Source organism: Acaryochloris sp. IP29b_bin.148 (assembly GCF_028285565.1).
Taxonomy (GTDB): Bacteria; Cyanobacteriota; Cyanobacteriia; order Thermosynechococcales; family Thermosynechococcaceae; genus Acaryochloris.
Genome location: NZ_JANQOY010000139.1, coordinates 1 through 14,964, shown reverse-complemented (window position 1 = coordinate 14,964; position 14,964 = coordinate 1). Strand labels below are relative to the sequence as shown.

Genomic DNA, 14,964 nt, shown 5'->3' with positions numbered 1-14,964 from the left:
TCCCCGTAGTAGATGTTTTTTATTGTGAGGATATCAATTGAGCCAGCATCTTGGCCGTTTGGCTAGGGTTATATTGTTTAGACATATTTTTTGCTTGTTTTCCCATCTCGCTTATTCTGCCTGGATCACTAATCAGTTTAAACATCGCATCTGCCAATTCTGAAGGATGATGAGGATTGAAACAAAGTCCATTCTTGCCTTCTATAATCAGCTCATTAGCCCCTGCTTTATCTGAGCATAGAGTTGGCTTTCCAAATGCCATTGCTTCAGAAACAACCATTCCCCAGACGTCTTCGAGACTTGGGAAAACAAATGCGTCCACATACTCAAAATATACACCTAAGCTGCTATATTCAATTTCCCCTATCCACTTTACATAACGTTCTAAAGAACAACGAGTTGTATAGTCTTCTAAGGTTTTGCGTTGCTGCCCATCGCCTACAATTAGAAGCGTAAAATTGCAGTTTTTTTTATTTTTTAAAATCAAACAAGCATCTAAAAGCTCTTTTATCCCTTTCCGAGGAATGATTTGGCCGACGTATAGAAAGATCGGTCGTGTTTGGGCGATTTGATGGAGCTTATCTAGATGAGAATTGCCTTGACCAGAGATCTGCTGTAATGCCCGGCCATCAGACACTAGAAATGGACAAGAATATATTTTTGTATCTTCAGCCATTAGCTTTGCCGCAAGGTACTTACTCGCAGCACTATTATTAGCGATAAAAACGTCCACCACCTTCCCCATTAAACGGCGGATTTGCAACCGCAGCGGAGAATTAATATGGTCCGTACTCGGCGAACTACCATCGCAAAAAACGATAACCTGCCATCGAAAAACGGGTTTGAATACCAGCACTAGTAAAGTCCATAGACTGAAGCCATCTGCAAAAATCACGTGGGGCTGGTACTTGAGCAGTGAGATAAGAATCTTAGGAGATAGGTACATCAGCGTTGTACCATACCCACTGGCATTGGGCTTTAGTTTAATCAGCTTTCTTTGGCCAACGATCTCGTACTTAAATGACTTTTCGCAGCCATACGCATATCCTGGCCAACTCCCAGTAAAGAGCTTTGTCTGCGGGACGAGTTTGCTAAATTCGCGCACAACAGGCTGCCAGTAGAAAGCAGCCCTTTTTAACATCCATGCAGTTCGAATATTTTCCAGGAACTCTACCTAAAGTTAACGAACGCTATATTTCCTATATCCTATAATGCAGTGCTCTATTTGGTGTTGCATCAATACGAGATGAATTTCAGGTCGGGAAGCAATGTCGCTTCTCCCAGTTTTATGGATCGCTCTGCATACCAGTTCGATCGTCCATCCATGGTGTAATAGACTTAAATGTTTATCGCTGGGTGAAATTAGATCTATCGATGTGGTGGTTTATCCGAGCATACTTTAAGCATTTCTCTAGATTTAAAGCGGTTGACTTAGAAATCCAGAAGCGCGTATCGTTTGAGCAGCAGTCTCGCCAGCAAATTAGAGACTATCAGCTTCAGCGGTTTAATCAATTGTGGGAATTTTCCTGTACCCATGTTCCTTATTATCGAGCCTTAAAGGCTAGTCATCATCTGCCGTCTCACTTCAGTGCCTTAGAAAATATTTCTCAACAAGTTCCCATTCTGGAAAAATCAGAGATACAGAAGGCCCCCGAGTTATTTCGAGCTGATCGACCGTCCACTGGTTTCTGGACAGGCACCAGTGGATCAACGGGGACACCGATGAAATGTTATTGGGGGCAAGATGCCTATCTAGAAAGTCAACGAGATAAATATTACTGTCAAAGTCTTTTTGGCCTAAGTGTGTGGGACAAAACTGCTAATCTTTGGGGCTATTCACGCTTTTGGGGAAGAAGTCTCGAGCAGAAAATAGAGTATCTAAAAATTAGAATTTCTGAAAAAATTCGCAATAAAATTGCCTTTCCTGTTGATCGAATTGATCGAGATAAATTAAGGAAATGGTATCGGCAACTCAACCAAAAGAAAATCATCTTTTTATATGCTTTGCCGAATCTAGCCTATTTATTGGCCAGAGCTAACGAGGATCAACCTCCACCATCCTGTCTTAAATTGGTGATGGTTGGGGGAGAGCCGTTGTTTGACTATCAACAAGAATTGATGGAAAAGGTGTTTGGATGCCCAGTTGCGATCGAATATGGAACCATTGAGGCAGGGCTAATCGCCGCTTCCTATCCAGATTCTAAACTGCATGTTTGTGAACGAGGGACTCTGCTGGAGACCCTCCCTAGCTCCGATGGCTTATTTGAACTCGTTTTAACTAATCTTAGAAACCCGGACTTTCCGTTAATTCGCTATCGGATTGGCGACTTCGTTACGGATCCTCTATCCTTCCCTGAGCAGGGTACCGCCACATTATCACCCGTTATCGGCAGAGTGCGAGATGTTTTTATCAGTCCGTCAGGAACCATCATTAACGGCGTCGAACTCAGTGAGTTCTTTCGAACATTCCCAGAAATTATTCAATATCAGGCGATTCAAGAATCGCTGCACAAGGTTTTCATTAAGGTGGTTTGTTCTCCTGTTTTGAGTGAAGCAAATAGACATAAAATTAATACAAAATTTGCCAATATTCTGGGTGATCAGGTTGAGGTTCAGGTGAAACAAGTTGACCAGATAAAATCAACTGCCGCGAACAAACATAGATTTATTATCAGTAAAGTCGCAATGGAGCATCTCAATCACTTAAGGCCAGAATAAGGTTAAGGTATGCTTTGCTCGCTAAAACAACCTATGCAGCTCTAGACTTCGGCTCTTTGCTATGTATCGAACTGGGAAATGACTAACTTAAGTCATAAAAAAGTTCTCATCTCTGCTTATGCCTGTCGACCTCATATGGGCTCTGAAGCAGAGGTGGGCTGGAGTACAGCTTGGGAAATTGCCCAATATTGCCAGGTTTGGGTGGTGACTCGCAGTGATAATCGCAGGGCTATCGAAGCTGAGTTGGCGAAGCAGCCTGATCTAAAACTTCAATTTATTTATCACAATCTCCCTTGGACACGCTGGTGGAATTTTGGAGTTCAGTTGCATTATTACCTCTGGCAATTCAAAACCTATGGGTTAATTCGTCGACTGGACCGCGAGATCGGTTTTGATCTGATTCATCATGTGACCTATGTAAAATATTGGTCTCCTAGTTTCTTAGCCCTTTTACCCATTCCCTTTATCTGGGGACCAGTGGGTGGAGCGGAGTCTGCACCAAAGCCCTTTTACCAAGACTGGAGCATGAGGGGTAAACTCTATGAAAACTTGAGAAATTGGGCCAGGAGATTAGGTGAATATGATCCCTTTGTGCGTTTGACTGCTCAGCGATCGCAATGGGCGGGTGCTACCACTGCCGAAACTGCAGAGCGTCTGCGCTATTTAGGGGCAAGCCAGGTGTGTATTACCTCTGAAGCAGGTCTTTCTAGTGAGGAAATAACCGGGTTCTCTCAAATACCTACACCAGCGGAGTCCCCCTTCAGGATCATCAGTATGGGGAGGCTTCTGCATTGGAAAGGGTTTCACTTAGGGTTGCAAGCCTTTGCGGCAGCTCATTTCCCTACTCAAGTTGAATATTGGATTGTTGGCCAAGGTCCTGAATATCATCGTTTACAATCTCTAGCTCAACAGTTGGGGATTGAGCACCAAGTTCGATTCTGGGGACAACTTCCCCGCTCCGAAGCCCTGCAGAAACTGCAATCATGCCATGTTCTTGTTCACCCCAGTTTGCATGATTCTGGTGGGTGGGTTTGTCTAGAAGCCATGGCGATGGGTCGGGCTGTGATTTGTCTAGACTTGGGTGGTCCTCAAATGCAAGTCACCGATACCACGGGCATTAAAGTCCCTGCTCATTCTCCCGATCAAGCGGTTATAGATTTGGCTGACGCGATGGTTCGCTTAGGAAGTGATGGGGCATTGCGACAGCGCCTAGGCAATTCAGGGCAGCAGCGAGTTCGGGATTACTATAACTGGACCGCTAAAGGGCAATACTGGGCCGAATGCTATGCCGACATTCTCAATAGCGGCAAGATATGAGTCCTCCCCCTGCTGTGGCTATCTTTTGTGGTCGGTTGCTGCCGATTTCAGAAACGTTTATCCACAAACAGGCAGAAGGATTACAAAGTTTTAGACCCCATTATGTGGGCACTCGCTTTGTTCAAGGCATTTCTTTACCCCAGGAACGCACCCAAGTCGTCAATCGAGGCGGACTGTTAGGTATAGGGGCTGAATTGCTGTTCAAGGAGTTGGGCATCTCTCCTAGCCTATCTCGGAGGGTCCACCAAATAGACCCTGTGCTGATGCATGCGCATTTTGGCGTTTGCGGGACCCTAGCCCTGCCACTAGCAAACAGATTACATATCCCATTAGTCGTTACCTACCATGGTCTGGATGCGACGATGAGTGATCAATTTGCTCGACAGAACTCTATCAGCACTCGTGTTTACTTACGTCGCAGAGAAACCTTGAAGGCAAAGGTTCAATTATTTCTTTGTGTATCCGAATTTATTAAAAATAAACTGATCAACCAAGGATTTCCAGAAGATAGATTGCTTGTACACTATATCGGGGTAGATACAAATTTATATCAAGCAGACATTACGGCAAACCGGCAATTGATTGTTCTATTTAATGGGCGATTGATCGAGAAAAAGGGATGCGAATACTTGATTAAGGCAATGAAGTGGGTGAAAGATTCCGTCGCTGATGCCTCTCTTATCATTATTGGGGATGGACCGTTAAGGAAAGAGCTGGAACACTTAGCGGCCAATACGTTGAAATGCTATCAATTTCTGGGTTCTCAACCGTCTCATGTTGTCCGTGAATGGATGAAGAAAGCAAGACTATTAGTAGTGCCGAGTGTGACATCTGATGTAGGAGATTCTGAAGGTCTGCCAATGGTCATCCTTGAAGCTCAAGCGATGGGAGTACCTATTGTCGCTTCTGATCATGGTGGTATTCCTGAAGCGATTATTCATGGCAAAACTGGTTTTTTAGTGCCTGAGCATCATTGTCAATATCTTGCTCAACATATTTTATATCTCTTACAAAACTCGATGCTTTGTCAGGAATTCAGTGCGAATGGGAGAAAACAAGTATTAATCAAATTTGACTTATATCAACAGACGAGGACACTAGAACAAATTTACAGTACCTTTGTAAAGAAACATTGATAATCCTTTTCAATAAAGGTTGTTATTTTATACAATAGGAGTCATTATATACTGGCATTAATTGAAATGCCTTGAATAAATTCTATTAAAACTTGAAATACCTTAGCGAAAAGACCATCTAAGCTCAAGACCTTAAGCAATGCATTGGCAAACAGATAGTCTTATTAGCTTTTTTCATTCTGTAGTTGGTGGAGATCATAGCTCATCATATTGATCCAGAAGGCATCAAAGAGGTGTTATTGAAAGCATTCGTCTTGCCTATCTTCTACAGAGAAAAGTTGAAGCAAAAAACTTTCTAGCTTGCTGGAGTTTTTTAATCATGAATAATCCTTAATTAACAACAAATTTAGAATGTTCTAGGGGGATTTATACCTTATGGGTGATTGGGGTATGAATGTCCTAGAGTAGTAGTATTACTCTTTGACAGAAAAATTGGCTACTGCAATTTAGTTGTCTTTTGAGCTTTTGTGCGAGCAAGTATCAATGCTCAACATTTAGCTGTCAAAGATTCGGTTAAAGTATTGCACATTCTTCAAATTCATAATCATTACCTAGCTCGGGGTGGAGAAGACGAATCATTTTCTGCCGAATGCCAGTTGCTACGACAGAGGGGACATCAGGTTGGAACTTATGTCGAAAATAACAAAACGATCAGTAGCTTAGGACTTTGGAAGACAGGCTTGAATGCAATCTGGTCTCAACCCAGCTATCGAGCGATTCGGGCGCTACTCCAACAATCCACTTACGATGTAGTCCATACTCAAAACTTTTTTCCCCTGATATCTCCATCGGTCTATTTTGCTGCTAGGGCTGAAGGTGTTCCTGTCGTCCAGTCCCTGAGAAATTTTCGTCTTTCTTGCCCTAGTGGACTTTTCTTTCGAAAAGGCGCGGTTTGTGAAGATTGCAAAGGGAAAATCATGCCATGGCCTAGCATTCTGCATCGTTGCTATCGAAATAGTTGGACTGCTACTTCTGCCGCTGCACTAATAATCGGGGTTCACAATGTTCTAAATACTTGGCAAAGTATGGTGGATCTCTACGTTGTACCGACCCACTTTGTGCGTGAGAAGTTTATCCAATGCGGTTTTCTCGAAGATAAAATTTTTGTCAAACCGAACTTTGTTTATCCTGATCGCAGTATGGGAGATGGGGAAGGGGGGTATGCCTTATTTGTGGGAAGGCTGACACCGGAGAAAGGGATACGGACATTGTTAACAGCGTGGGAGTCTCTGCATACAAAGATTCCCTTAAAAATTGTGGGTGAGGGGCCTCTCGCTCCTTTGGTTCAAGCTGCTAGTTCTAAGTGTCATTCTGTTGAGTGGCTGGGCACCAAAACTTTAGCTGAAGTGTACGAGCTGATGGGTAGGGCAATGGTTCTGGTTATGCCCTCGGAATGGTACGAGACCTTTGGGCGAGTCGTTATTGAGTCTTTTTCTAAGGGCACCCCTGTGATTGCCTCAAATATTGGTGCAATCGCAGAGTTAGTGGACTCAGGTCGTACAGGTCTCCATTTTCAGTCGGGCAATCATGCTGAATTAATCCATCAAGTCAATTGGACAGTAGATCATCCACTGCAGCGGCAAAGGATGCGGAAAGCCGCGAGAGCAGAATTCCTTACAAAGTATACGGCAGAGGAAAACTACAAGTTGTTAATGGAAATCTATCAATTGGCATGCACGACAGTACGGTAAATACTGCATTTTTTAACTCCCTAACATAAAGGCAATTACAAATAAACCATAGGTAAGTCCCAACTTGAAGGTATTGAGGGCCTCTCCCCAGAGCGCTTTGCGAGCATTGCCTCGATTGCGATAAAAGATCCAGTTCACCACTTCTGTAAACAGCAGAACTAAAGCCGCTACGGTGATATCCAGGTAGGCTAGCTGACCTGCGATCGCAGCAAAAGATACGCCAATATAAATCCCAAACAACAACGCAATCACCAGCACCGAAATCCGTCGCCAGGGGTTGCGCAGCTCCTGCTTCAGTTGCTGTCCTAAACCAGAAACCAAGGTATTGAGACGGGTATTCTGCATTAGAAAAACTCCCTGGAGTAATTAGGGTTGGACTTGGGTTGAAATCCAGTTGAGATAAGGCATCGAACCTGCCGTAACGGGCAAGGCAATAATTTCTGGCACATCATAGGTGTGCAATTCACGCACTTTCGTTTCTAAATCCGCAAATTTATCCTGTTGAGTCTTGATCATCAACTGCCATTCTTGATCATGGCGTACCTTTTTATCCCAGGTATAAATAGATGAGATGGGAAATAGACTGACACAGGCCGCCAGGTGATCACGAACGAGAAGGGCTGCGATCGCAACCGCTTCATCCTCGGAAGAGGTGGTAACCATCACCACAATAGCGTCTGTAGCCATATCCAAAAACGACTTGTTAGGTGTTAGTCATAGTGTATCGGTTATCTGGCCAACATAAGGTGTATCGGTTATCGGCTGGTCTCCTAGCCCGACTTTTCAGCATTATTAACCTCTCCTCACTATCATTTCTGCTTAGAATTTTGCAGGAGTGATGACTGATGGTCGTATTTAAGCTTTGATACTCATTGCACTGTGTGGATTACCCATATCCACACACCGGCTCTTTATTCCATCCTCTGATGCCAACAAGATGGTTACAATCTTGAATCGAGCCTGTTCTTTATCAAGATAATTCTCAATAAAATAAAAACTAAATTTTACACTCATATTTATATAGAGCTCTTAAAGTAGTGGCCTAAAAGGCGATAATTCTGTGATACATAGCTTCTCCTTATGAAATTTTCAATTTAGAACAGAAATCTTATATGCGGCCTTATTGAAAAAATTTATTAATAACCTTATCTTGAATTAAGAATATTCTCAATAGTTAAAGGTTTCAGCAAATCCTTTCTGTGGCTGATAAACCATAGGTTGATTGCAGCATTGATGTGGTCCTCAGGTGAGATCACATTTATGCCAGCTATTCACCTCAGAGATATCGATGATGTCGCAGGGAACAGATAAGGATGGACTATTTCTCCGTATCCCAATTGAGTTCTCCATGCCCAAGAACCAATTTTTTTCTGAAGATCCCATATTGCCTTAAAGACAATGAGCTTGTAGTAAAAATATGCAAGAACAATGCTACTTTAATGCTCTCTCCAGCTAGAGCAATTGCTGGTTTAATTTTTGAGCTTTCCAATTTTAGGTGCAAATAAATTTTAGGTCATAAATCATGAAACAGCCTGCTTCCCAACACGCTAATTCCATAGCTCGACTGATGTTGATCGGTTTAGGTATTGTGATCAGCTTGCTAATTGGAGGGCTTATAAAACCAGCATTTGCTCACCATGGCGCAGAGATCACCACTGTTAATGGTTTCTGGGTGGGTATAACTCATCCACTAATGGGCTTAGATCACTTGGCCTTAATCGCATCAGCAGGGTTATTGGCATCTCGTAAAAAAGAAGGGATGATTTGGGCTTTTACCAGTTCATCACTGATGGGAATTGCGGTTGCGATCCTCGGCGTTCAGATTCCCAGTATGTTAGTAATCTCAATCTCACTATTTCTCATTGGAGTCTTACTGACTCAAGTAGATACGGTAACAACTGGCTTGCTGGTAGCGGGAGTTGCGATCGCAGGATTTTGCCATGGTTATCCCCATGCAGCTTTACTTGAGACTTTTCCTGCCTCTACTCAAATCAATTTTTTGATTAGTTTCACCCTTACCCAACTAGCGGTTGGTCACATCATTTGTTATGCCACTAGACAGTTACTCCCCTCCAATAGAAATTTAATTTATCCAGGATTAGGAATCTGTGGTATCGGTGTTGCCTACCTTCTTTCAGGATCTTTACTATAACTCTTGACTAAAAAAGCTAAGTCTCAGGGTGAATTCATAAAGCAAGTCAGGTTTTAAACAATATTTTTTTGCTTTTCGAATCAACATAGTTCTTCCTGCTTTTACCACCAAAATCTGTCTATATTCAAAGCGAGAGGGTTCTCTCGCTTTTTATGTATAAAATAGTCCATGCTTGTTATTTGTACTAATCAGAAAATCAAAAAGCAATTTATTGACTTCATGCATTAGAAGCCTTGGATAGCATAAGCTACAATTCTTTCTAGAATCTCTTTCAGCAACATGAAGATCAGATTCTTCAACAGATATGGATTCATGATTTCCTTGTTTAATCTTGCGATATTTGCCAAAACTTTTAATACTTTTTTTGCGCTAAAAAGCTAACTATTTTGCATTCGATTTTTATGAATCAATGCCTTTTAAAATACAGAGTTTTTCTAGATTAAACTGTATATTTTATTGAGTAGTTAACCTCTAAAGATAATGATAATTTCTGATCCTGCATCAGTTCTAATCGTAACCATCTTGGTTGTAACAATTGTCTTCACTGGTATTGCTATCTACGTAGCTTTTGGCCCGCCCTCCAGACAATTAGTTGATCCTTTTGAAGAGCATGATCTTGCCCATGGACACAGTCACGGGCATAGCCATGGGCACAGTCATGGGCATGGCTATGGACATAGCCATTAATAAATTCATCCCCCTTCAGTTAGCATCTACAAAAGTCAGAGTCTCCTTAGTAAGGGGTATTTGTTTAATCAGCATCCCTCCTTGAAAGAATAGCCTTGAGTCTTGAATACAATATATTTGTGTTGATATCCCATCTTCATCAGCTAGCTCAGGCCGACGGCATGATTGGGCTTAGCTTCTGTACAGTGGGTATTGCACTTTATTAGAGACCTCCATGCGGATTATCTGGCTCCTCATTCAGGCTTCTTGGCTGAGTGCAACCTTGGCTATTCTGACGGGAGTTATCAGTGGCGTTTGTAGTGCACGACTAATTGCTCTAATTAATACCGCGATTAGCCAAAATGCCACCCAGCCAATGCTAATCGCCTTCGCAGGGTTAGCCATTCTAGCTTTTGTAACCGGGAGTCTATCCCAGTTTTTACTTATTGATCTGTCTCAAAATTCTGTTTATCAACTGCGTTTACGTCTCAGCCGGAAAATCCTCGCTGCTCCCTTACGACAGTTGGAGCAATTAGGCCCGAGCCAAATCTTCGCGGCTTTGACAAATGACGTAGAAGCGATTGCTAATACTGTATTTGTCATTCCTTTCCTTTGTATTGACTTAGCAGTGATGGGTGGCTGTTTAATCTATCTAGGTTGGCTATCAGTTTGGGTCTTCTTGATTGTGGTGGCCTTTATGGTGGTCTCTATTGCCTTGGTCCAGCTTTTGATTGGTCTTGCCTATCGCCATATTCGCCTATCTCGCCAGGAAGTAGATCAATTATTTACTCATTTTCGCAGCATCACCGATGGCATTAAAGAATTAAAGCTACATGCTATCCGTCGCAATACCTTTTTTGAAGAAGATCTGACGGTCAGTGCAGCAACCTTCCGTCGACAACAAAAAACGGCTTTTAAGTTTGCAGCATTATCCAGCGGCGGGGGGCAATTTCTATTCTTTCTTTTGATTGGCGTACTTCTGTTTGGCGTACCCGAAGTATTACCCTCAACTCAAGCCGTGTTACCCGCCTATATCCTCACCCTCACTTATTTAATGGGACCATTGGGCAATATTATCCAGCGCTTACCGAATCTAGCAACTGCCAATGTTTCGATTCAGAAAGTTAACCAGATGGGATTAACACTGTCTCAGAATGCAGAAATAGACACGGTGGTGACACAACCCACTCTCAAGCAGTGGCACCAGCTGAAACTAGCCCAGGTCGTCCATACCTACCATGACCCAGAAGTCGACCATCTGTTCACGGTTGGGCCGATTGATCTGACCATCAATTCAGGAGAACTCATATTTATTGTTGGGGGCAATGGCAGTGGTAAATCTACCTTGGCCAAACTGATTACCGGGTTGTATACCCCTGAATCAGGAGAGATCTGTCTGGATTCAAAACCCATCATAGACACCAATCGTGAGTGGTATCGGCAGCTATTTTCGACGGTTTTTTCGGACTATTACCTCTTTAAGCGGTTAATCAGCGAAGATTTCTCTACTCTAGATAAACAAGCCCAGACTTATTTGCGCAAGCTAGAGCTAGAGAAGAAGGTTTCTGTACAGGATGGACAGCTATCCACTACAGGACTCTCTCAAGGCCAGCGAAAACGGTTAGCCCTGTTGTCTGCCTATCTAGAAAATCGATCCATCTACTTATTTGATGAATGGGCAGCGGACCAAGATCCCATTTTTCGGGAGATCTTTTACACGCAACTGTTGGCTGAACTCAAACAGCGAGGCAAAACCCTACTGGTGATCAGCCATGATGACCATTTCTTCCATCTGGCAGATCGAATTATCAAACTCGATTATGGCCAAATTGAATCTGATGAGTATCTGGCTGGTGAACCGTTGTAGGGCAGGCGATCCGAGCCAGCGGGAACTTAATGTCCGAAAATTAGCCCACTAATGCAGGTTCACCCACTCGATCGGAGAGTACTGGCGCTGTATCAAATAAGTCAGAGCACAGCACTTCACAGGAATTATTCGGACTTTCAATCAGCTTGATGCGATGAAGTTCCGCCCCAATTTTGAGGATCGGCTCTCGCAGGAGTTTGGCGATATAGAAGGCAATATTTTCAGCCGTGGGAACGATCTTTTCAAAGTAGGGAATGTCTTTATTCAAGAAGGTATGGTCAAAGGGTTCTAGGACCACATCGTCGACCAGGCTTTGGAGAGCGACTAAATCCACAATCATGCCTGTCCGGGCATCCACCTCACCTTTGACGGTCACTTCTAGGTGGTAGTTATGGCCATGACCATGGGGGCGAGCGCATTTGCCATAGATTTCGCAGTTTTCTTCAAAACTTAGTTCGGGAAGTGCCAATCGATGCGCAGCACTAAAATGACTTCCAACAGTTAAATAGGCTTCCATGCCAGCTCCTTTGTAGTCGGCCCAAAGTTTGGGATGTTCAAAAAGTTGAATATTTACGATCGGCAAGTGAGATTCTAACCGTTGCCAAATCACCCGTGCCAGATGCTCGGTCGTGGGCAGCGTTTCCTTAAACTCGGGCCATACCTCATTTAGATAGGAAAAATTGAGAGGGTCTGTGACCTCTCGCTTAATCACTTGTTTGACATCCGAGAGATTTAAGACCATCCCATATTGATCGAGTTCGCCCCACATGGACACGAACAGTTCATAGTTGTGGCCATGGCCAGGGGAACGCGTACATAGCCCAAATTTTTCCTGATTTTCTGATGCAGATAGCTCAGGTAACCAATACCGATGGCTGGCAGAAAACTCAGCTCGTCGGTGGATGACACATTTCATAACAAGGCACACCGTAGCAACAGCCGTTCTTCAGTTAGAGACACGGCACTGATAATATTTCTTAATATTTTAACCTATGGTTTAGATTCTCTGGGGGAAACCGAACCCCTACAAGGACTTAAGCCAAGCCAGGGGTAAGGACATCAACTTACGTCGACTAGGAACATAGGCCCTGCGGGTAAAGACGTCATATTGGTTCTGCTCAATCACATCTAGAATCTGGCGGTAGAGCACCAGGGCCGACCATACGGGCCAGCGGGCATCCCTTTGCAGGGTGCCAATGCCTGACTCAGCTTGAGCAAAATACTGGCGTGCCCGACGAATTTGGAACTTCATAAAGGCTCGCCAACGATCATCGACGACGCCATTAAATAGGTCCGCTTCGGTATAGTCAAAGGCAGCCAAATCCTCTAGAGGCAGGTAGATTCGCCCGCGTCGAGCATCTTCACCGACGTCCCGGAGAATATTAGTGAGCTGATTAGCAATGCCTAAATCGACAGCCTTGTTAATGGTATTGACGGGATTGTTGAGAATTCTAGGAGGACTCCAGGGCGCCTGCAGGCGATCGCAAAACTGTTCTACCCCCATAATCTGGGCTGACATTAGACCGACTGTTCCGGCCACTCGGTAGCAGTAAAGGCGCAAATCCTCAAAGGTTTCGTAGCGGTCGCGGACTAAATCCATCCGCTGTCCGGCAATCATATCCCGGAACGGCTGGATATCCAGCCCATAGCGTTCTACGGTATCCACAAGGGCCACATCCGGATCGTCCACAGGATGACCTGCAAACACAGATTCAAGCTGTTCTTCCCACTTATCTAAGGTCTCAGAGGTGGTAAAGGCCGCTTGGGGACCGTCAACCAATTCATCCGTCAGCCGACACCAGACGTAAATGGCCCAAACGCCTTGCCGCTTTTCGGGCGACATCAGCTGAGTACCCAGATAAAAGGTCTTGGCATAATCGGCGGTCACTTGCCGACATTGTTCGTAGGAGTCTTCAAGAGACGCCAGTTTTTTTGTGGGTCTTGGAGTTTCAGGCAGTTGCAGCATTCGGGATTGACTGGGAAACTGGCTTGGACGTTACAGAAGCGTTATTTGAGGACGAAAGAGCTTTGGCACTGTTAATCGCTTGTGCTGTCAGCTTACCAGAAAGCACCGCCCCCTCCATACTGCCCAGATAACGTTGCATGGTGTAACTTCCAGACAGAAAGAAGTTGGAGATAGGTGTTGTTTGCACCGGACGGAACTGTTGCCGACCTGGAATCGCCTTATAGACCGAGCGAGGCGTTTTTACTACTCGGGCTTTCAGAACTTTGGCCTGATCGGGAATTTCATCTGGGAAAAGTTTGGCGAGTTCCCCTAGAGTGGCTTCAATAATATCTTCCTCGGATCGGCTGATCCAGTCTTCTGCTGGGGCCAGCACTAGCTCCAACATCGACTTATCTGGATCAGAGTATTCTCGGCAAGCGTTACTCATATCAGCATAGACGCTTAATAAGGGTGACCGAGAGAAGAGTAAATGGTCTACGTCGCTGAGCTTGCGATCAAACCAGAGCTGAATGCTGATGACGGGCACTCCTTCCAGCTCCTGGAGCTGTTGGAAATAGGGTTTGGCTTTCCACTCATCGGGCATCATCAGCTTCATGGCGTCAACAGACATGGCCGAGACATAAGCATCAGCGGTGATGGTGTACTCTTCCGCATCAGCCGATCCTTTCATCAAGAAATGATTCACACTGCCATCTTCGTTGAGGACAATCTTCTTTAGCGGGGCATTAACCAAGACTTCGCCTCCCCGTTCCGTCACATAATCGACGATGGGCTGACAAAGCCGCTCGGGTGGCGCACCATCCAAAAAGGCAATCTTGGAGCCGTAACGCTCTTGTAAGAATCGATTGAGCGCCGTTAGGGGAATGGTAGCTGAGACTTCATCGGGATTGATAAAGGTTAGGGCTTTGGAGGCGGCGATAAAAATATCGGAATTCACCCGGTCATCGATGCCTTGCTTTTGCAGCCACTCCAGCAAGGAGTAACGATCCATATCTTCGACGTATTTTTGCCCTCGAACAATCGCCGGTAGCAACCCGATCGCAAACCGGATCTTCTGCTCCCAACTCAACATATCGTTGTTGCGGAGAATCGAAATAATCACGTTAATGGGGGACGGTAGGTCCGGCACATCAAACCGTGACAACACCCCTGGCTTCTCGGGCTGATTGAAAATCAAGGCATGCTTTTTCCACTGCAGCCGATCTTCGATATCCAGCTCCTTGAGCAACTGGAGCATATTGGGATAAGCCCCAAAAAAAGCGTGCAGACCTGTTTCTACCCAGTCTCCATCTTCATCTTTCCAGGCGGCTACTAGGCCCCCTAAGACAGAGGCCCGTTCTAAAACGATGGGAGTATGCCCTTGGTCAACTAAATATTTGGCACAGGAGAGACCTGCCAGACCTCCACCTGCGATCGCAACTCGCATGAATTGTTATGTCCCTTGGATTACA

12 protein-coding genes and 1 pseudogene are annotated in these 14,964 nt (G+C 44.5%); 7 read left to right on the top strand and 6 right to left on the bottom strand.

The features are described 5' to 3' along the window. Positions 1 to 19: 19 nt before the first annotated feature. Positions 20 to 1,141 (bottom strand): glycosyltransferase family 4 protein, encoded by a 1,122-nt coding sequence (locus tag Q0986_RS13120; RefSeq protein WP_299410960.1) that lies wholly within the window; start codon positions 1,139 to 1,141, stop codon positions 20 to 22. Positions 1,142 to 1,356: 215 nt separating this feature from the next. Here Q0986_RS13120 and Q0986_RS13115 point away from each other — a divergent pair, with 215 nt between their 5' ends. The 4 genes from Q0986_RS13115 (at position 1,357) to Q0986_RS13100 (ending at position 6,862) form a co-directional block, all read left to right on the top strand. Next, entirely contained in the window at positions 1,357 to 2,718 is a 1,362-nt protein-coding gene (locus tag Q0986_RS13115; protein WP_299410958.1) for a hypothetical protein, read from the top strand. A 78-nt stretch (positions 2,719 to 2,796) separates the two neighbouring features. Beyond that, positions 2,797 to 4,035, top strand: coding sequence for a glycosyltransferase (locus tag Q0986_RS13110; protein ID WP_299410955.1), 1,239 nt, complete (start codon positions 2,797 to 2,799; stop codon positions 4,033 to 4,035). Beyond that, positions 4,032 to 5,171: a glycosyltransferase gene (locus Q0986_RS13105; RefSeq protein WP_299410953.1), complete on the top strand. Its 1,140-nt coding sequence runs from the start codon at positions 4,032 to 4,034 to the stop codon at positions 5,169 to 5,171. The genes Q0986_RS13110 and Q0986_RS13105 overlap by 4 nt, the downstream gene beginning before the upstream one ends. A 467-nt stretch (positions 5,172 to 5,638) precedes the next feature. Then, entirely contained in the window at positions 5,639 to 6,862 is a 1,224-nt protein-coding gene (locus tag Q0986_RS13100; RefSeq protein ID WP_299410951.1) for a glycosyltransferase family 4 protein, read from the top strand. 12 nt (positions 6,863 to 6,874) lie between these two features. Here Q0986_RS13100 and Q0986_RS13095 read toward each other — a convergent pair whose 3' ends face one another. Next, a complete protein-coding gene (locus Q0986_RS13095) occupies positions 6,875 to 7,207 on the bottom strand; it encodes a DUF565 domain-containing protein (protein WP_299410949.1) in 333 nt (110 codons plus the stop codon). A 21-nt stretch (positions 7,208 to 7,228) separates the two neighbouring features. After that, on the bottom strand, positions 7,229 to 7,549 hold the full coding sequence (gene cutA, locus Q0986_RS13090; protein WP_299410947.1) for a divalent-cation tolerance protein CutA: 321 nt from the start codon (positions 7,547 to 7,549) through the stop codon (positions 7,229 to 7,231). 835 nt (positions 7,550 to 8,384) lie between these two features. Here cutA and Q0986_RS13085 point away from each other — a divergent pair. The 3 genes and pseudogenes from Q0986_RS13085 to Q0986_RS13075 all read left to right on the top strand — a co-directional run bounded on the left by Q0986_RS13085 (position 8,385) and on the right by Q0986_RS13075 (position 11,547). After that, positions 8,385 to 9,014: a HupE/UreJ family protein gene (locus Q0986_RS13085; protein ID WP_299410945.1), complete on the top strand. Its 630-nt coding sequence runs from the start codon at positions 8,385 to 8,387 to the stop codon at positions 9,012 to 9,014. Between the two features lie 480 nt (positions 9,015 to 9,494). Further along, positions 9,495 to 9,629: pseudogene (gene psbN, locus Q0986_RS13080) on the top strand (photosystem II reaction center protein PsbN); the annotation flags it as partial. 286 nt (positions 9,630 to 9,915) lie between these two features. Further along, positions 9,916 to 11,547: a cyclic peptide export ABC transporter gene (locus tag Q0986_RS13075; RefSeq protein WP_299410942.1), complete on the top strand. Its 1,632-nt coding sequence runs from the start codon at positions 9,916 to 9,918 to the stop codon at positions 11,545 to 11,547. Between the two features lie 40 nt (positions 11,548 to 11,587). Here Q0986_RS13075 and Q0986_RS13070 read toward each other — a convergent pair whose 3' ends face one another. The 3 genes from Q0986_RS13070 to pds all read right to left on the bottom strand — a co-directional run bounded on the left by Q0986_RS13070 (position 11,588) and on the right by pds (position 14,939). Then, positions 11,588 to 12,463: a 6-carboxytetrahydropterin synthase gene (locus tag Q0986_RS13070; protein WP_299410940.1), complete on the bottom strand. Its 876-nt coding sequence runs from the start codon at positions 12,461 to 12,463 to the stop codon at positions 11,588 to 11,590. A gap of 108 nt (positions 12,464 to 12,571) precedes the next feature. Further along, positions 12,572 to 13,513: a phytoene synthase gene (locus Q0986_RS13065; RefSeq protein WP_299410938.1), complete on the bottom strand. Its 942-nt coding sequence runs from the start codon at positions 13,511 to 13,513 to the stop codon at positions 12,572 to 12,574. Beyond that, positions 13,497 to 14,939, bottom strand: coding sequence for a 15-cis-phytoene desaturase (gene pds / locus Q0986_RS13060; protein WP_299410936.1), 1,443 nt, complete (start codon positions 14,937 to 14,939; stop codon positions 13,497 to 13,499). The genes Q0986_RS13065 and pds overlap by 17 nt, the downstream gene beginning before the upstream one ends. Positions 14,940 to 14,964: the final 25 nt, after the last annotated feature.

What these genes read in the sequence shown, in the direction of transcription:
- Q0986_RS13120 (WP_299410960.1), bottom strand. Translation starts at nt 1,141, where the DNA reads ATGTTAAAAAGGGCTGCTTTCTACTGGCAGCCTGTTGTGCGCGAATTT.
- Q0986_RS13110 (WP_299410955.1), top strand. Translation starts at nt 2,797, where the DNA reads ATGACTAACTTAAGTCATAAAAAAGTTCTCATCTCTGCTTATGCCTGT.
- Q0986_RS13105 (WP_299410953.1), top strand. Translation starts at nt 4,032, where the DNA reads ATGAGTCCTCCCCCTGCTGTGGCTATCTTTTGTGGTCGGTTGCTGCCG.
- Q0986_RS13095 (WP_299410949.1), bottom strand. Translation starts at nt 7,207, where the DNA reads ATGCAGAATACCCGTCTCAATACCTTGGTTTCTGGTTTAGGACAGCAA.
- cutA (WP_299410947.1), bottom strand. Translation starts at nt 7,549, where the DNA reads ATGGCTACAGACGCTATTGTGGTGATGGTTACCACCTCTTCCGAGGAT.
- Q0986_RS13085 (WP_299410945.1), top strand. Translation starts at nt 8,385, where the DNA reads ATGAAACAGCCTGCTTCCCAACACGCTAATTCCATAGCTCGACTGATG.
- Q0986_RS13075 (WP_299410942.1), top strand. Translation starts at nt 9,916, where the DNA reads ATGCGGATTATCTGGCTCCTCATTCAGGCTTCTTGGCTGAGTGCAACC.
- Q0986_RS13070 (WP_299410940.1), bottom strand. Translation starts at nt 12,463, where the DNA reads ATGAAATGTGTCATCCACCGACGAGCTGAGTTTTCTGCCAGCCATCGG.
- Q0986_RS13065 (WP_299410938.1), bottom strand. Translation starts at nt 13,513, where the DNA reads ATGCTGCAACTGCCTGAAACTCCAAGACCCACAAAAAAACTGGCGTCT.
- pds (WP_299410936.1), bottom strand. Translation starts at nt 14,939, where the DNA reads ATGCGAGTTGCGATCGCAGGTGGAGGTCTGGCAGGTCTCTCCTGTGCC.